This window comes from Marmoricola sp. URHB0036 (assembly GCF_000426045.1).
Lineage (GTDB): Bacteria > Actinomycetota > Actinomycetes > Propionibacteriales > Nocardioidaceae > Marmoricola.
The window spans coordinates 74,685-89,869 of the sequence record NZ_AUEP01000011.1; the positions used below are offsets into that span (position 1 = coordinate 74,685).

The window sequence follows — 15,185 nt, forward strand, 5'->3', positions numbered from 1 at the left end:
TGTCTCCTGTCGGTCCTTCAGTGGCGTGGCTGGTCCTGGCGCTGCAGCGGGATGCGCAGCCGCTGACCGGGCCGGATCAGGTCGGGGTCGGCCCCGATGACCCTCCGGTTGGCGAGGTAGGTGCGGGCGACCATTCGCGCGAGGTCCTGTTGCGAGGTGGTTGTCCGGGAGTGCTCCCGCGCCAGTCGCCACAGGCAGTCGCCGGGTTGCACCTCGACCCGCTGGCGGGGCAGGGCGTACGCCGAGCCGGTCGGCCTGGCCGGGACCGGCAGCCCGAGCCCGGTGCGGGTGTCGCTGCCCAGCGGAGCCGGCGCGGCGGACACCGGACCCGCCACGACGGCACCACCACTGGCGAGCACGAGGCCGAGGCCGGCGAGCAGTGCACGCCTCGCCGGGGCCGGGCAGCCGAGGCGCGCGGTCGCGGCGAGGCGACCGGACGAGAGGACCTCGACGACGCCTGCCACGACGATCAGGACCGCCCACGCGGCCCCGATGGCGAGGGCCCACGTGGCCCCGGTGACGAGAAGGTCCCCGAACGACATCCCCAGATCCTTGCGTTTGCTTGTGTTTGCACCAGACAACGCCCAGAATCATCGGGTGTCAAACGTTTGTCCACAGACTGTTTGGGGCCTACCGACCCGGGGCATGCACAGGGTCATGAGCTGGGAAGAGTCGATGTTCGCCGTCTTCGACGACCTCGAGCAGCAGGCGAGCGGGCTCCACCTGGCCGAGCGCGATGCGGAGGTCGCCGACCTCACCGTGGCGGAGTACTCCCGGGTCAGCCTGGCCTCACGGGTGCACGCCTCGATGGGCGAGGACCTGCGGGTCCGGCTGCTCGGCGGACGCGTCGTCGGGGGCCGGCTGGCGCGGCTGGGGGAGGACTGGTTCCTGCTGGTCGACGGCTCCTCGGAGTGGGTCGTCCGGCACGCGGGCGTCGCCACCATCGGCGGGCTCTCGGGCAAGGCGCACAGCGAGGACACCTGGTCGCCGGTCGACCGGTTGACCATGCGCGCCGTGCTGCGCCGACTGGCGATGGCCCACGAGCCGTGCGTGGTGCACTTCTGCGACGACCAGCAGGTGGAGGGGGTCGTCGGACGCGTCGGCCGGGACTTCTTCGAGCTCGCCGTCGGCGAAGGTGCGGGCCGCCTCGCCCAGGCCGTCCCCCACGCGGCGGTGGCGGCCCTCCAGGGCCGCCGATGAAGCAGGCGCCGGTATCAGTCGCGGGGGGTGGGGGATCCCTCGACGAACGGGTGCTCGCGCACGAACTGCTCGGCGTCGGCGTAGGCCCGCTGGATGTAGGCCTCGAGTTCGCTCGCCTCGACGCGCCACTGGCCACGACCGCCGATCTTGATCGCCTTCAGCTCATGTCGCCGTACCAGCGCGTAGACCTGGGCGCCGGAGATGTTGAGCACCTCGGCGACGTCGGCCAGCTGGAGGAACCTCGGCGTCGCGTCCATGACCTCCACTCTGCCACTGGAAGCAGACGGTTGCGACTGTTTGACACGCGTTGCCTGTGGATGGCACCGGCGAAAGGACACCTGCGATGACGCTCACTGCTCCGCGCCAGGAGACCGTGCCGGCCAGGGCGCAGCGCAGCCGACGACCGGGCTGGCGCAATCCACGTCTCATCCTGGGACTGCTGCTTGTCGCCGCGTCAGTCGTCATCGGCGCCCGGCTGATGGCGGCGGCCGATGACACGGTCGGGGTGTGGGCGGTGGCTCGCGACCTGCCGGCCGGGGCCAGCCTCGGCGACGGGGACCTCGAGCGCCGGCAGGTGCGCTTCCCGGACGAGGCGACGGCCGACAGCTACCTCGCTGCCACCGACGAGGTGCCGGCGGCGGCCACGCTGAACCGACCCGTCTCGGCCGGCGAGCTGTTGCCGCGAGCAGCCATCGCCGAGCAGGCCGGCCATGACCTGGTCGAGGTGCCGATCAGCGTCGCCGTCGACGATCTGCCCGCGACCGTCCGCCAGGGTTCGGTGGTCGACGTCTGGGTCGCACCCAAGGTCGGTGCCGAGAGTGGTCAGCGGTCCACCGCCGTTCCCGTGCTGACCGACGTCACCGTGGTCGCCGTACCCCGCGGGTCGAACAGCCTGGCGCCGGAGTCGACGCGCCAGGTCATCGTCGGAGTGCCGGCCGATCGTGCCGGCGAGCTGGGTAAGGCGTTGGGCGGCATCTCCGACGGCCGCGTCGTGATCGCACGGAAGGGCTGAGCGATGGCCGACCGGGTGGCCGTGCTGCTGGCCGCGGGTGGTGAGTCGTGGGAGGCCGCGGCCCTGCGGCTGCTCGACGGCGACGGCATGGTGGTGCTCAAGCGGTGTGTCGACCTCGCCGACCTGCTGGCCAGCGCCGCCACCGGGCAGGCCGACGTCGCAGTCGTGTCCGGCGACCTGGGCGGCCTCGACGCCGACGCCGTCATGCAGCTGTTGCGCGACGACGTGCGGTGCGTGGCGGTCGGGGGCGACGCGGACGCCCTGGCGCGCATCGGTGTGGTGGCGGTGGTGGCCGCGGCCCAGCTCTCCGACCTGTCGGAGACCGTGAGCTCGGCGGGAGCACGGGCGCTGGTCGTCGACCCCGACCCGCTACCCGCACCGAGCCCGGATCCGGTGACGGCGCGCGGACGGGTGATCGCGGTGCACGGTCCCGCCGGCGCCCCAGGACGTACGACGCTCGCGATCGGCCTCGCCGCCGAGCACGCCCAGCGCGGCCACCCGAGCGTGCTGGTCGACGCCGATCCCCACGGAGGAGCCGTGGCGCAGCACCTCGGCGTGCTCGACGAGGTCTCCGGCCTGCTCGCGGCGGCCAGGCTGGTCAATGCCGGATCACTGGACACCGAGTCGTTCGCCCGCTGCCGACGCGTGGTCTCCGACCACTTCGAGGTGCTCACCGGTCTGCCGCGCCCGGACCGATGGGTGGAGGCTCGCCCGGGCGTGCTCGATGCCGTGCTGGATCGCGCTGCCGAGGTCGGCGACGTGGTGGTCGACACCGGGTTCAGCCTCGAGGACGACGCCGACCTCGGCCGCCCGCTCTCGCGCAACCAGCTCACTCTCGACGCCGTCGCGGGCGCCGACCAGGTCGTCGTGGTCGGGTCCGCCGAGCCGACCGGGTTGGCTCGGCTGGCCCGCACGCTGGTGGAGATCCGCGACAGCACGGGCGCGCCGGTGACGGTGGTCGTCAACCGGATGCGCGACTCGCTCGGCTGGGGCCGGCGCGACATCGTCGGCATGGTCGAGGGCTACGTCCGGCCCACCGGCGTGCACTTCCTGCCCGAGGACCGGTCGACGACCGACAAGGCGCTGGTGGGCGGCCGCTCCGTGGTGGAGCTGGGTGACTCAGCGCTGCGCAAGGCCCTCTCCGAGGTGTACGACGCCGCGCTGGTCGCCCCGTCGGCTCACAGCGCCCCGCCCATCAGCAGGTAGAGGCCGGTCGCCGTGTAGGCGACCATGATGACCAGCATCCCGATCTGGCCGCTGACGTGATGCCGCTTCGGGAGCAGCGAGATCGCCCGGTCGTGCGCGGCGATCACCCCACAGATGTGGCCGGTGACCACGGCCAGCACCTGGATGCTCGCGAGCAGCGACGGGTGGAACGAGAGCCAGTAGTTCACGTTGAAGTTGGCCGTGCCGAGCAGGTTGTCCCCGCGGACCATCGGGTCGCTGAGCTGGATGATCGTGTTCTGCCCCTGCTCGATGAAGTAGCTCAGGTAGTGGGCGGTCATGTAGCCGACGATGATCGGGATCACCGAGTGGGCCAGCAGGGCCGGAAGGTCGCGGCGACGTACGGCGCTGGGTCCCTCGGTCTCCACGCCCGTGGACATCGCGGCCAGGGTGAAGGAGACCCCGACGATCAGGCAGAAGACCAGCAGGGCCGCCGTGTTGGTGAGCTTGTTGTCGAGGCCGACGTCGGTGAGGATCCGCTGCCAGGAGAGCGTGTCCTTGTAGGTGTCGAACGCGGTCGATCCGAAGAGCGTCGCGACCACCGCCACCAGCCCCGGTCGGGGAGTCACGGTGGCGAGGTTCGCCAGCGGACTGCGTACGACGAGCCGGGCTCCGTCGCGTCCCCAGGCCGACAGGTGGGCGAGCAGCGAGGAGTACACCTCGAACGGGTCGGCGCGCTCCAGCCAGACGTCGCCGAACACGGCGGCGCCGATCAGCATGGTCGCGAGGTAGGCCACCAGCCACAGCCGGACCGAGCTCAGGTAGGCGCTCTGCGGGTTGACCAGCTCCTGCCAGGTGAACGCGAACAGCCCGACCGCGGCCGGCCAGTAGCCCCACCGGGCGGGGTACGTCGCCAACCCGGTCGCCGGATCGCCGCCGGTCACCTTGGCGAGCAGCAGGTTGAGCGTGCGCACCGGGCTGACCGCCTTGACCACCGGGCCGAGCAGCAGGGAGGCGGGCACGATCCCGACCCACACCAGCACGTAGAACGTGCCGAGCACCGGGTTGGTGACCAGGTCGGGTCCCCAGATCAGGGCCCAGGTGAGGTAGGCAGCGAGGGCCAGCCCGAGGATCCGCATCGTCCACTGGAAGCGCGGGTCGTCGACGACCCGTTGCACGCCCGGCACCGGACGACCCGGGCGCGGACCCTCGTAGCGCGGCTGCCGCCAGGCCAGGGACAGGACGCAGAAGGAGACGACGAGCGCCGCGACCGCGCCCGAGATCGCCAGTGCGAGCGGGATGGGCAGGTCCTTGGACCCGCCGATGCCGTGCAGGGGCAGGAACTCGGGGAGCCGGCCTGCGAGGGCTGGGGCCCGGGGCACTCAGCGCACCGTGAGCTGGAGGATGAGCTTGTCGAGCGAGTGCGACTCGACGTCGACGACGCCGGGCTGGTCGATGGTCACCGTCTTGTCGGTCGTCCCGGCGGCGTACTCGATGTGCTGCTCGGGGGAGCTGTGCACGTGGATCTCGCCGGCCTTGTCCGCCGTGATGTGCAGCTTGAGCGGGTCACCGGCCTTCACCTTGACCTTGGCGCCCGACGGGGTCACGCTGTCGCCCTTGAAGGTGATGTCCACGGTCGAGGTGCCGCTGGAGTCCTTCTTCACCACCGAGCTGTCCGAGCCGGACCCGCTTCCGGAGTCGTCGGAGCCACATCCCGCCACCGCCAGGGCCATCACGGCAGAGACGAGCACGGCGCCCAGCGGACGGAACGGGCGCGCAGAACGGGACATCGAAACCTCCACCTGGTGGGTCGGCCGTTCAGACGTGAGCCGGCCTCTGCCAGAATCCCATGAGGCCCAAGTACTCAACGGGAGGGGGTTCGCAGGATGAGCGAGAGGCTGCGCGCGAGCGACCTCGCTCTGCTGGCGGAGGAGACGCCGCAGACGCCCATGCACAACGCGACCCTCGAGATCTTCGACCCGAGCGACTCGGACTTCGACTACGACGCCCTGCTGGCGCACATCGACGACCGGATCTCGTTCGTGCCCCGCTACCGCCAGCACGTACGTCGGGTCCCGGGTCGACTCGCCAACCCGGTCTGGGTCGACGACGAGGACTTCGACCTCGCCTACCACGTACGCCGCTCGGCGCTGCCACGTCCCGGCACCCTCGACCAGCTGCGCGAGCTGACGGCCCGGATCCTCTCCCGACGCCTCGACCCCGACCGCCCGCTGTGGGAGATCTACTTCGTCGAGGGCCTCGAGGACGGCCGGGTCGCGCTGCTCTCCAAGTCCCACCAGATCCTGGTCGACGGCATCTCCACCGTCGACCTCGGCCAGGTGCTGCTCGACGTCGACCCCGGCCCCCGCCAGCTGGTCCGCGACGACTGGGTGGCTCCGGCCGAGCCGACACCGGCCAAGCTGGCGGCCAGCGCGATGCTCGAGTCGGTGCGCAGCCCCAAGGTCGCCGTGAGCACCCTGCGCAGCAACGCCGAGGCCGTCGGTCGCACGGTCGGGGGAGCCGCCGCCAAGTTCGGGGCCATCGCGGGCGAGCTGGCCAACCGCCGCTCGAGCCCGGAGTCGCCGTTCAACATCGAGCCCTCGGCCCAGCGTCGGGTGGTGCTGGTGCGCACCTCGCTGAAGGACTACCGCAAGATCCGCCGCGTCCACGGCGGCACCGTCAACGACGTCATCCTGGCCACCCTGTCCGGGGCCATCCGGGCGTGGTTCATGACCCGTGCCGAGTCCGTGGCCGCCGGGCGACGGCTGCGTGCGCTGGTGCCGATGAGCGTGATCGACGAGGAGCTCGAGCCGACCTCGCTCGGTTCCCAGGTGGTGGGGCATCTCGTCGACCTGCCGATCGGCGAGGGGTCGCCCGTCGTACGCCTCCACCAGGTGTCCTACGCCCTGCGCGTGCACAGCGAGACCGGGCGCGCGGTGGCCGCCGACCGGATCGCGGGGGTCGCCGGGTTCGCGCCGACCACGTTCCACGCGCTCGGCTCGCGGGTGGCGTTCAAGGAGGCTCGCGGCAACGTCAACCTCGTCATCACCAACGTCCCCGGGCCGCAGTTCCCGATGTACCTCGCTTGCGCCGAGATGGTCGAGACCTACCCGGTGCCGCCCCTCCTCGACGGCTTCTCGGTCTCGGTCGGCGTCACGTCGTACGACGGGGCGGTCTACTACGGCATCAGCGCCGACCGCGACGCCCTGCCCGACATCGACGTGCTCGGCCAGTGCGTGCGCGAGTCCCTCGACGAGCTGGTCGACAGCGCCAGCGACAACCGGCTGCGCGCCCCGCGTGGCCGCAAGCGCGCCCCGCTGACGCCGGGTCCCGTGGAATGAGCGTGCGCATCTACGTCCCGGCGACCCTCACCACGCTGGCGGGGTTCCTGGCCGACGGCGGCGTCGGGCCCGCACCCGTACCGGCCCGGGCGGTGACCGGCTGGCTGCGCGAGCAGTGGCCCGAGGCCGACGAGGAGGAGTGGGAGTACGCCGCCCTGATGGCCGCTGCTGACGATTCCGTCGGCCTGCTGACCGACGAGGACCAGCCCCGACGCGTGGTGCTGGCCGTCGATGTCGACTCGGCGGTCGAGAGCGACGACTCCACGCGGGTGGAGGTGCTCTCGGCCTTCCCGTTCCGGCTGGTCAAGGCCGTGCACGCCGACACCGGCGACCTCGAGCGGGCGGCGTCGTACGACCCGGAGGCGCTGGGCGACCTGGCCTGGTTCGGCACGCAGGAGATCCCGGACCTGCTGTCCTGAGCACCATTTTCCTATTTATGAGTTCTGTCCGGGTTTGTCCGACTAGCATGTCCATCGACAGGAGTCGGAGACCCCGCCATGACTCGACGCTGGTCACTGCTCGCCGGTGCCATCGCGCTCAGCCTGGCTGCCCCCCAGGCCGCTTTCGCGAGCCCGGAACCGCCGGCCGCCTCGTCCGCTCCCGACCCCGACACCTCGTCGGCCGATGCCATCCGGGACCTGAAGGCCGACGCCGACGGCGCCGTCCGGGTGACCCGCGACGCCTCGGGTGACGTCGCCTTCGTGACCTCCACCGACGGCAGCGCGATGCTCGACAGCGACTCCTCCACGCCGCAGGGCTCGGTCCAGGAGCAGCTGAAGGAGCACGGCGACGCGTTCGGCATCGACGGCACCACCTCCCGGGCCGTGGTGACCCGGACCCTCGGCTCCGCCACCGGCGGCACGATCGTCCGCGCCGACCAGGTCGTCGACGGGGTACCCGTCTTCGGCGGCCAGCTGGTGCTGAGCCTCGACGACCACCAGGACGTCGTGTCGGTCGCGTCGGCCACCACCGACGCCACCCAGGTGCCCGTCCCCGCGGTGAGCGAGGCCCGGGCTCGGCGTACGGCGATCGACGCCATCGCCAAGGGGCACCACGTCAGTGCCGCAGACCTCTCGGCCACGGTGCAGGGTCGCCGCGTCTACGACCCGGCGATCGTGCACGTCGCGGACCCGGTCGGCGCCCGCCCGGTGTGGCAGCTCGAGGTCACCAACGGCTCCGAGATCCGCGAGACCGTGCTGGTCGGCACCGACCGGGGCGAGGTCGCACTGCACTTCAACGACGCTCCCGAGGCGCTCAGCCGGCGGATCTGCGACAACGGGGACGCGCGACTCACCTCCGGCGACGACCCGGTGCCGCCCTGCACGGCCCCGATACGCACGGAGCTCACCACACCGATCCCGGCGAACGACGACGTCAACGACGCCTTCGACAACCTCGGCGCCACCGCCGACGCCTACCAGCAGCTCGCCGGGACCGACCTGACCGACCTCATCGGGGTGGACCACGTCGGCACCAAGTCGCTGGAGGCGACGGTGCAGTGGTGCTACCAGGCGCAGGACCTCGACCACGACAGCCACGACGACTTCGGTGGCTGCCCCTACCCGAACGCGTTCTGGGACGGCACCCAGATGGTCTTCGGCGCCGGCTATGCCGGGGCCGACGACGTGGTGGGCCACGAGCTCACGCACGGCTACGTCCAGCACACCTCCAACCTGTTCACGCTGCACCAGAGCGGAGCGATCAACGAGTCGGTCGCCGACACGATCGGCGAGATCGTCGACCACCGCAACCCGCTGTCGCCCGCCGGCGATGCCGGCTGGACGATCGGCGAGGACCTCACCGACGGGTCCATCCGCAGCCTCGCGGACCCGCCGTCGATCGATCCTCCGCCGGGAGAGGCTCGCCAGCCGGACAAGATGGCCGACTACCACGCGGCCGACATCTTCGACGACAACGGGGCCGTGCACCTCAACGACGGCATCGGCAACAAGACGGCCTACCTGATCTCCCAGGGCGGCGCCTTCAACGGCCAGGCCGGCATCGTGGGGATCGACGGCAGCGACAACGGCCTGACCAAGACCGGCCAGCTCTACCTCGAGGTGATCAAGCGGCTCACCTCCGGCGCGCAGTACGCCGACCTCGGCCGCACCCTGGTCGCCACCTGCGACGACTTCGCCACCCACGCGACCGACGGCTTCACCACCGCCAACTGCGACTCCGTGCGCCAGGCGGTCGCAGCCACCCAGCTCGAGCTGGCGCCGACCGACGCCAAGGCCGTCAACCACGAGGCGCCGTCCACCTGCGCCTCCGGTGCACGCCGGGTGGACCTGCGCCGCGACGACGACAACGTCCAGCAGTTCGGCTTCACCGCCAACGGCCTCTGGCAGCGCACTCCGGCCAACCAGACCCCGGCGTACACCCGCAGCGGGCAGAGCTCGTGGTTCGGGTGGGACCCCGACCCGACCCTCGACGGCATCTCCACCAGCCAGATCATCAGCTCGCCGTTCAAGCTGCCGGCCGCGCAGCCGACGTACCTGCGCTTCGACCACGCCTACGCGATGGAGTGGTACGACGCCGTCAACGGCATGCCCGCGATCTACTTCGACGGCGCGATCGCCTTCGTGCAGACACTGAGCGGCAGCACGTGGACGACTCGGACCGTCCCGTGGGACAACGGGCCGACCAAGACGTTGCAAGGAACGTCCACCAAGGTCTTCGGCGGCGACAGCCACGGCTACGGGTCGAGCCGGATGAACCTCACCTCGCTCGCCGGCCAGACCGTGCGCGTGGTCTTCCGCGTCACCGGCGACCAGGACACGGCCGCCTACGGCTGGTGGGTCGACGACATCGAGGCCTACACCTGTCCCAACGCCGTCGCCTCGGTGCCGGTCACGACGGTCTCGGCCGCGACGACGAGCGCACGGGTCGCGTGGAGCGCCCCGGCGTACGTCGGCGGCAGCCCGGTCGCGTCGTACCGGATCACCCGGTCCGGCGGCCAGGTGAACACCGCCCCGGCCTCGGCCCGCTCGATCACCCTCACCGGGTTGAGGGCCAACACCAACGTGAGCGTCGCCGTGGCGGCAGTCACCCAGGACGGCCACGTCGGCGCGGCCAGCGCCGTGCCGATCTACGCGACCACTGCGAGGGTCTCCTCGGTCGCCACGGTCAAGAAGAACAGGTACTTCACCGTCACCGGCGTGCTCACCCGGCAGGGCACCACCGCCCGGGTCGCCGGAGTACGCCTCACCCTGCAGCGGCACCTGCTCGGCCAGGCGACCTGGCACACGGTGACGAGCGCGACGACCAGCTCGATCGGAACTCGGGCCTGGAAGGTGAGGCAGACCCGCGCGACCTACTACCGCGTGATCGCCACCGGCACCCGGAACTACCTGGGCACGACGTCGGCAGCGCGAGGTGTCGGCATCCGGCGCTGACCCGGTTGGTGACGGCTCGGGGTGTCTGGCAGCATCGCGAGCATGGACGCGATCACCACACCCCCGGCTCCGGTCAACGAGCCGAACCTGAACTACGCCCCCGGTAGCCCGGAGCGCACCGGCATCGAGGGCGAGCTGGCCCGCATGAGCTCGGCCGGCCCGATCGACCTGACCGCCACCATCGGCGGGCGCAAGGTGATGGGCGGGGGAGCGGAGGTGTCCGTCGTGCAGCCCCACGAGCACAAGTCGGTGCTCGGCGTGCTCAAGAACTCCACGAGGCGTGACGCCCAGGCCGCCGTACGGGCTGCGGCGGACGCGGCGCCGGCCTGGCGGGCGATGTCGTACGACGACCGCGCCTCGATCATCCTGAAGGCGGCCGACCTGCTCGCCGGACCGTGGCGAGCGAGGCTCAACGCGGCCACCATGCTGGGCCAGTCCAAGACCGTCTGGCAGGCCGAGATCGACTCGGCCTGCGAGCTGATCGACTTCTGGCGGTTCAACGTCCACTACGGCGCCCAGATCATGGCCGAGCAGCCGATCGCGAACAGCCCCGGCGTCTGGAACCGCACCGACCACCGGCCGCTCGAGGGCTTCGTCTACGCGATCACGCCGTTCAACTTCACCGCGATCGCGGGCAACCTTCCGACGGCTCCGGCGCTGATGGGCAACACGGTCATCTGGAAGCCGTCGCCGACCCAGCAGTTCGCCGCCCACGTCACCATGGAGCTGCTGGAGGAGGCCGGCATGCCCCCGGGCGTGATCAACATGCTGCCCGGTGACGGCATCGAGGTCTCCGACGTGGTGCTGCACCACCCCGACCTCGCCGGCATCCACTTCACCGGCTCGACGCCGACCTTCCAGAAGCTGTGGGGCACGGTCGGGGAGAAGCTCTCGACGTACCGCTCCTACCCGCGGATCGTCGGCGAGACCGGCGGCAAGGACTTCATCGTCGCCCACCCCTCGGCTGACGTCGACGTGCTGCGCGTCGCGATGATGCGCGGTGCCTTCGAGTTCCAGGGGCAGAAGTGCTCGGCCGCCTCGCGTGCCTACGTGCCCGCGTCGGTCTGGAAGAAGCTCAAGGATCAGCTGATCTCGGAGACCGAGGACCTCGCGATGGGCCCTACGACCGACCTGTCCAACTTCATGGGTGCCGTGATCGACGACCGGGCGTTCGCCAAGCACAAGAAGGCGATCACGCGGGCCAGGCGGTCCAGCAAGCTCGAGGTCGTGGCCGGTGGCCAGGTCGACGACTCGATCGGCTACTTCGTGCGGCCGACGATCGTGCAGTCCGATGACCCGACCGACGCGATGTTCAAGGACGAGTACTTCGGCCCGATCCTCAGCGTGCACGTCTACGACGACCGCCGGTTCGAGGCCGTGGTCGACCAGATGGAGTCGTTCGCGCCGTACGCCCTGACTGGTGCGGTCATCTCCCAGGACCGTCAGGCCGTCGCGTGGGCGAGCGAGCGACTGCGCTTCGCCGCCGGCAACTTCTACGTCAACGACAAGCCGACCGGTGCCGTCGTGGGCCAGCAGCCGTTCGGTGGGGCGCGCGCGTCGGGCACCAACGACAAGGCCGGTGCGCCCGCGAACCTGATGCGGTGGACCTCACCACGCTCGATCAAGGAGACCTTCGCGCCCCCGAAGGACCACCGCTACCCGCACATGGGCTGACCGCGCGTGATCCTGCTCCACCTCGGGCCGCTGCACCCGGTCGAACGGATCCTCACCCTGGTGCTGGCGTTCGGGCCGTTCGTGCTCCTCGCGATGACCATCTGGATCACCCGGCGACGCAACGCGGCCGAGGACCTGGAGGACGAATAGGGTTCGTCGGCATGACCCGCACCGATCCGCCTCTCGCAGGATCCGAGGCCGAGACCCTGACCGCCTTCCTCGACCACCACCGCGAGACCCTGCGGCTGAAGACCGCCGGCCTCGACGCCGCCCAGCTCGATCAGCGGCTGGCGCCGTCGACGATGACGCTGGGCGGACTGCTCAAGCACCTCGCCTACGTCGAGGACTGGTGGTGCAACCAGGTCTACGCCGACAACCCGCCCCCCGAGCCGTGGGCCTCGGTCGACTGGCAGGCCGACGGTGACTGGGACTGGCACTCCGCCGCGCAGGACTCACCCGCCCAGCTCAGGGAGCTCTACGACGAGATGGTGGCCGCCTCCGACCGGATCGTCCGCGAGGCACTCGCCCATCCCGGAGCGATGGAGTCGCTGTCGCGTCGTACCTTCCGCTCGGACCCGTCCCGCCGGTACAACCTGCGTTGGATCCTCGTGCACCTGATCGAGGAGTACTCCCGCCACAACGGCCACGCCGACCTCCTCCGCGAGTCCATCGACGGCCAGGTGGGCGACTAGCCCCGCGACCGGGCACTTCTGGTTGGCTGCAGTACGCCGAGCGGGGGATTTTGGTTGGCCGAAGTGCACCGACCGGGCATCTTTGGTCGGTACGACGGAGCCGAGTCGCTCAGAGAACGGTGAAACCGTCCGGCAGACCGCCCCGGCCGGTGGCGGCCAGCACGAGCGGACCGGCCAGCCCGTCGCCGATGGCCAGCTCGCTGACCAGACCGAGCACTGTCGCAGCCGGGAGGGCCGGGACGTCGACAGCGACGTCGATGGCGCGGCCCAGGTCCAGCGTGTGTACGACGAGCTCGAACGTGCGCGTCGGTAGATAGTCGCTGAGCCGCATCCCACCGGCGATCGTGGTGAGCAGCTCGGTGCCGTCCGTAGTCCCCACCAGCTCGAGCACCCGGGTCGCCAGCGCCGAGACGGATGACAGCGGATCCTGGCCCAGGGCGCGCCCCGCCTCCCGGCCGCGCTCGGCGACGCCTGCCCCAGTCGCTGCCATCTCCCGGGTCGCGCGGTAGTAGTCAGCAGTCGAGCCGACCGCGACGGCTTTCGCTGGTTGTGCGAGGTAGCTCTCGACCGTGACGAACGAGCGACTCGTGTGGCCGACCAGCGCGCGCACGTCCCACTCGCCGAGCCCGGGCTCCTCCCAGCGGTCACCGACGAGAGCGGCGGTGTCGACGAAGCAGGCAGAGGCCTCGGCGTACGCCAAGCGGGCGTCGTCCCAGGAAGAGGGCATGTCAGGAGGCTAGACGAGTCAGGTGCGACCAGAAGTGCCCGGTCGGCGTCGTACGGCCAGCCGAAAGTGCCCGGTCAGCGTCGTACGGCCAACCAAAAGTGCCCGGTCGGCGAGCTATCGGTCAGCCAGCCACTGGACGCCGGTGCGGTGCTCGGCGCGGAGGGCCTTGGCGAGCAGGTCGGCGATGAGGCCCTCGATCTTGCCGCCGACGAGTGGGATGTTCACCTTGACGGTCAGGTTGACCGTCTCGGTGGTGCCGTTGGGGTCCTCGGTGAGCAGGGCGGTGCCGGACATCTCGCCGGGCTTGCCGGGGATGGTGACGTGGATGTTGCCCTTCTCCGGAGAGGTCCAGTCCTCCGACTGCACGATGTTGATCTCGTCGCCGACGAACTTCTTGGCGAAGCCGGGGATGCCCGTCGCCTCCTGCACCTGGTCGATGGTCACGGTCATGCCCTGGCCGTCGCGCTCGATCTGCACCGTGTGCCGCTTGTAGCGCTGGTTCTCGCAGACCTGCTCCCGGAAGGCCGGGGTGGCGAGCATCTCGTGGACCTGCTCGATCGTGGCGCCGTCGTAGCGCAGCTCCTCGCTGACCTTCCTCATCGCCGCTCTCCCTCCAGCCACGCCTCGCCGGCGACCTGCTCCTTGTCCATGCCGGCCGAGACGAGCTCGGCCATCAACGACTCGAGCTTGCCGCCGATCAGCGGCACCTTGACCTTCACCTCGACGTCGAGGGTCTCGGTGGTGCGGCCGCCGGACTCGGAGAGGGCCAGCGTGCCCCTGATCGAGGTCGGCTTGCCGGGCGTCTCGATGGTGATGGTCCCGCCCGCTGGCGAGTCCCACTCCTCGGTCTGTACGGCGCGGGTGGTCTCGCCCGCGAACTTCTTGGCGAACCCGGGCACTCCCTCGGTGGGCTGCACCTGGTCGATGTGCACGCTCATGCCCTCGCCCTTCGGCGTGATCGTCACGTCCGCTGAGATCACCCCCATCGCCGTGGCCGAGGACTGACGGAACGCGGGGTCGGCCAGCATGGCGTAGACGTCCGCGAGCGGGGCGTCGTAGCTGATCTCGTGTCGCAGCTTCATGGCGGCATCATGCTGCATGCCCAGCGAGCGCGCGCGGGTGGACCCGCATATGTTGAGCGGCATGGAAGACGAGAACTTCGTGCTCTTCGGGGAGGAGGGGGCCAAGGAGGCGCGGCAGCTGACCTACGGCAGCTACCTCCGGCTCCCGCAGCTCCTCGACGCCCAGCACCTCGAGTCCGACCCGCCCGCGCATGACGAGCTGCTGTTCATCACCATCCACCAGGTCTACGAGCTCTGGTTCCAGCAGCTGCTGCACGAGGCGCAGACGGCCCGCGACGCCCTGGTCGCCACCCGGGCCGAGAGCGAAGGACGCGACCTCTGGTTCGCCCGACACCTGCTCAGCCGGATGCACGTGATCGAGCGGGTGCTGGTGCAGCAGGTCGACGTGCTGGAGACGATGACGCCGCAGGACTTCCTCGAGTTCCGCCAGCGGCTGGCACCCGCGAGCGGGTTCCAGTCGGTGCAGTTCCGCGAGCTCGAGTTCCTCTCCGGGGCCAAGGACGCCGGCTACCTGAAGCGTTTCCGCGGCCTCACCGAGCAGGAGGAGCAGAGCCTCGCTCGCCGGCTCGAGGAGCCCAGCCTGTGGGACGGCTTCGTGCACGTGCTGGCCGAGGCCGGTCTGGACACGTCCTCCGACGAGGCCATCACCGCCTCGCTCCGGGCGGTGGCCCACGACCGTTCGTCGTACGCCGACATCTGGGGTCTGGCCGAGGCACTCCTCCAGCACGACGAGCTGGCCTCGGCCTGGCGCGGACGTCACGTGGTGATGGTCGAGCGGATGATCGGCGGGCGCACCGGCACCGGTGGATCGACCGGAGCGACGTACCTCCGCAGCCGTCTGGACCTGAAGTACTACCCGCTTCTGTGGGACCTCCGTTCGGCGCTCTGAGGAACGTCG

General features: G+C 70.7%; 17 protein-coding genes. 10 read left to right on the plus strand and 7 right to left on the minus strand.

Going from position 1 to position 15,185, the window contains the following annotated elements; all coding sequences use genetic code 11:
- Positions 1 to 17 precede the first annotated feature (17 nt).
- Entirely contained in the window at positions 18 to 542 is a 525-nt protein-coding gene (locus tag H976_RS0113600) for a LysM peptidoglycan-binding domain-containing protein (protein ID WP_027861994.1), read from the minus strand.
- Between the two features lie 115 nt (positions 543 to 657).
- Here H976_RS0113600 and H976_RS0113605 point away from each other — a divergent pair, with 115 nt between their 5' ends.
- Positions 658 to 1,200 carry a hypothetical protein gene (locus H976_RS0113605; protein ID WP_027861995.1) on the plus strand — a complete coding sequence of 181 codons (543 nt, stop codon included), beginning with the start codon at positions 658 to 660 and terminating at the stop codon, positions 1,198 to 1,200.
- Between the two features lie 14 nt (positions 1,201 to 1,214).
- Here the strand turns inward: H976_RS0113605 and H976_RS0113610 are convergent, their stop codons facing one another.
- The gene (locus H976_RS0113610; protein ID WP_027861996.1) at positions 1,215 to 1,457 is read right to left on the minus strand and encodes a helix-turn-helix domain-containing protein; all 243 of its coding nucleotides are present in this window, start codon (positions 1,455 to 1,457) and stop codon (positions 1,215 to 1,217) included.
- 86 nt (positions 1,458 to 1,543) lie between these two features.
- Here H976_RS0113610 and H976_RS30025 point away from each other — a divergent pair, with 86 nt between their 5' ends.
- Together H976_RS30025 and H976_RS0113620 are read left to right on the plus strand one after the other, a co-directional pair.
- Entirely contained in the window at positions 1,544 to 2,212 is a 669-nt protein-coding gene (locus tag H976_RS30025; RefSeq protein WP_051276806.1) for a hypothetical protein, read from the plus strand.
- A gap of 3 nt (positions 2,213 to 2,215) precedes the next feature.
- On the plus strand, positions 2,216 to 3,418 hold the full coding sequence (locus H976_RS0113620; RefSeq protein ID WP_027861997.1) for a hypothetical protein: 1,203 nt from the start codon (positions 2,216 to 2,218) through the stop codon (positions 3,416 to 3,418).
- Here the strand turns inward: H976_RS0113620 and H976_RS0113625 are convergent.
- Both H976_RS0113625 and H976_RS0113630 read right to left on the minus strand, forming a co-directional pair.
- Entirely contained in the window at positions 3,391 to 4,758 is a 1,368-nt protein-coding gene (locus H976_RS0113625; protein ID WP_231388920.1) for a hypothetical protein, read from the minus strand. The genes H976_RS0113620 and H976_RS0113625 overlap by 28 nt on opposite strands.
- Positions 4,759 to 5,166, minus strand: coding sequence for a hypothetical protein (locus tag H976_RS0113630; protein WP_231388921.1), 408 nt, complete (start codon positions 5,164 to 5,166; stop codon positions 4,759 to 4,761).
- A 96-nt stretch (positions 5,167 to 5,262) separates the two neighbouring features.
- Here H976_RS0113630 and H976_RS0113635 point away from each other — a divergent pair, with 96 nt between their 5' ends.
- The 6 genes from H976_RS0113635 (at position 5,263) to H976_RS0113660 (ending at position 12,478) form a co-directional block, all read left to right on the plus strand.
- Positions 5,263 to 6,717 carry a wax ester/triacylglycerol synthase family O-acyltransferase gene (locus H976_RS0113635; RefSeq protein ID WP_027862000.1) on the plus strand — a complete coding sequence of 485 codons (1,455 nt, stop codon included), beginning with the start codon at positions 5,263 to 5,265 and terminating at the stop codon, positions 6,715 to 6,717.
- Complete coding sequence (locus H976_RS26255) at positions 6,714 to 7,136, plus strand: hypothetical protein (protein ID WP_155918245.1); 423 nt, start codon at positions 6,714 to 6,716, stop codon at positions 7,134 to 7,136. The genes H976_RS0113635 and H976_RS26255 overlap by 4 nt, the downstream gene beginning before the upstream one ends.
- Positions 7,137 to 7,214: 78 nt before the next feature.
- Positions 7,215 to 10,112: a M4 family metallopeptidase gene (locus H976_RS28875; protein ID WP_051276808.1), complete on the plus strand. Its 2,898-nt coding sequence runs from the start codon at positions 7,215 to 7,217 to the stop codon at positions 10,110 to 10,112.
- Positions 10,113 to 10,154: 42 nt separating this feature from the next.
- Entirely contained in the window at positions 10,155 to 11,786 is a 1,632-nt protein-coding gene (gene pruA / locus H976_RS0113650; protein WP_027862001.1) for an L-glutamate gamma-semialdehyde dehydrogenase, read from the plus strand.
- A 6-nt stretch (positions 11,787 to 11,792) separates the two neighbouring features.
- Entirely contained in the window at positions 11,793 to 11,936 is a 144-nt protein-coding gene (locus tag H976_RS30030; protein ID WP_155918247.1) for a hypothetical protein, read from the plus strand.
- Between the two features lie 11 nt (positions 11,937 to 11,947).
- On the plus strand, positions 11,948 to 12,478 hold the full coding sequence (locus H976_RS0113660; RefSeq protein ID WP_027862002.1) for a DinB family protein: 531 nt from the start codon (positions 11,948 to 11,950) through the stop codon (positions 12,476 to 12,478).
- Positions 12,479 to 12,587: 109 nt separating this feature from the next.
- On the opposite strand, the gene H976_RS0113665 is transcribed toward H976_RS0113660, so the two are convergent.
- The 3 genes from H976_RS0113665 to H976_RS0113675 form a co-directional block, all read right to left on the minus strand.
- Entirely contained in the window at positions 12,588 to 13,205 is a 618-nt protein-coding gene (locus tag H976_RS0113665; protein WP_027862003.1) for a maleylpyruvate isomerase N-terminal domain-containing protein, read from the minus strand.
- 114 nt (positions 13,206 to 13,319) lie between these two features.
- The gene (locus tag H976_RS28880) at positions 13,320 to 13,805 is read right to left on the minus strand and encodes a DUF2505 domain-containing protein (protein ID WP_027862004.1); all 486 of its coding nucleotides are present in this window, start codon (positions 13,803 to 13,805) and stop codon (positions 13,320 to 13,322) included.
- The gene (locus tag H976_RS0113675) at positions 13,802 to 14,287 is read right to left on the minus strand and encodes a DUF2505 domain-containing protein (protein WP_027862005.1); all 486 of its coding nucleotides are present in this window, start codon (positions 14,285 to 14,287) and stop codon (positions 13,802 to 13,804) included. The genes H976_RS28880 and H976_RS0113675 overlap by 4 nt, the downstream gene beginning before the upstream one ends.
- Before the next feature lie 61 nt (positions 14,288 to 14,348).
- Between H976_RS0113675 and H976_RS0113680 the strand changes: the two genes are divergently transcribed.
- A complete protein-coding gene (locus H976_RS0113680) occupies positions 14,349 to 15,176 on the plus strand; it encodes a tryptophan 2,3-dioxygenase family protein (RefSeq protein ID WP_036226361.1) in 828 nt (275 codons plus the stop codon).
- The last annotated feature ends 9 nt before the right edge of the window (positions 15,177 to 15,185 follow it).

Excerpts from the sequence above, each read along its gene's own strand:
- H976_RS0113665 (WP_027862003.1), bottom strand. The coding sequence starts at position 13,205 with ATGCCCTCTTCCTGGGACGACGCCCGCTTGGCGTACGCCGAGGCCTCT.
- H976_RS30025 (WP_051276806.1), top strand. The coding sequence starts at position 1,544 with ATGACGCTCACTGCTCCGCGCCAGGAGACCGTGCCGGCCAGGGCGCAG.
- pruA (WP_027862001.1), top strand. The coding sequence starts at position 10,155 with ATGGACGCGATCACCACACCCCCGGCTCCGGTCAACGAGCCGAACCTG.
- H976_RS0113675 (WP_027862005.1), bottom strand. The coding sequence starts at position 14,287 with ATGAAGCTGCGACACGAGATCAGCTACGACGCCCCGCTCGCGGACGTC.
- H976_RS0113635 (WP_027862000.1), top strand. The coding sequence starts at position 5,263 with ATGAGCGAGAGGCTGCGCGCGAGCGACCTCGCTCTGCTGGCGGAGGAG.
- H976_RS26255 (WP_155918245.1), top strand. The coding sequence starts at position 6,714 with ATGAGCGTGCGCATCTACGTCCCGGCGACCCTCACCACGCTGGCGGGG.
- H976_RS0113630 (WP_231388921.1), bottom strand. The coding sequence starts at position 5,166 with ATGTCCCGTTCTGCGCGCCCGTTCCGTCCGCTGGGCGCCGTGCTCGTC.
- H976_RS28880 (WP_027862004.1), bottom strand. The coding sequence starts at position 13,805 with ATGAGGAAGGTCAGCGAGGAGCTGCGCTACGACGGCGCCACGATCGAG.
- H976_RS0113660 (WP_027862002.1), top strand. The coding sequence starts at position 11,948 with ATGACCCGCACCGATCCGCCTCTCGCAGGATCCGAGGCCGAGACCCTG.
- H976_RS0113620 (WP_027861997.1), top strand. The coding sequence starts at position 2,216 with ATGGCCGACCGGGTGGCCGTGCTGCTGGCCGCGGGTGGTGAGTCGTGG.
- H976_RS0113680 (WP_036226361.1), top strand. The coding sequence starts at position 14,349 with ATGGAAGACGAGAACTTCGTGCTCTTCGGGGAGGAGGGGGCCAAGGAG.
- H976_RS0113605 (WP_027861995.1), top strand. The coding sequence starts at position 658 with ATGAGCTGGGAAGAGTCGATGTTCGCCGTCTTCGACGACCTCGAGCAG.
- H976_RS0113610 (WP_027861996.1), bottom strand. The coding sequence starts at position 1,457 with ATGGACGCGACGCCGAGGTTCCTCCAGCTGGCCGACGTCGCCGAGGTG.
- H976_RS0113600 (WP_027861994.1), bottom strand. The coding sequence starts at position 542 with ATGTCGTTCGGGGACCTTCTCGTCACCGGGGCCACGTGGGCCCTCGCC.
- H976_RS28875 (WP_051276808.1), top strand. The coding sequence starts at position 7,215 with ATGACTCGACGCTGGTCACTGCTCGCCGGTGCCATCGCGCTCAGCCTG.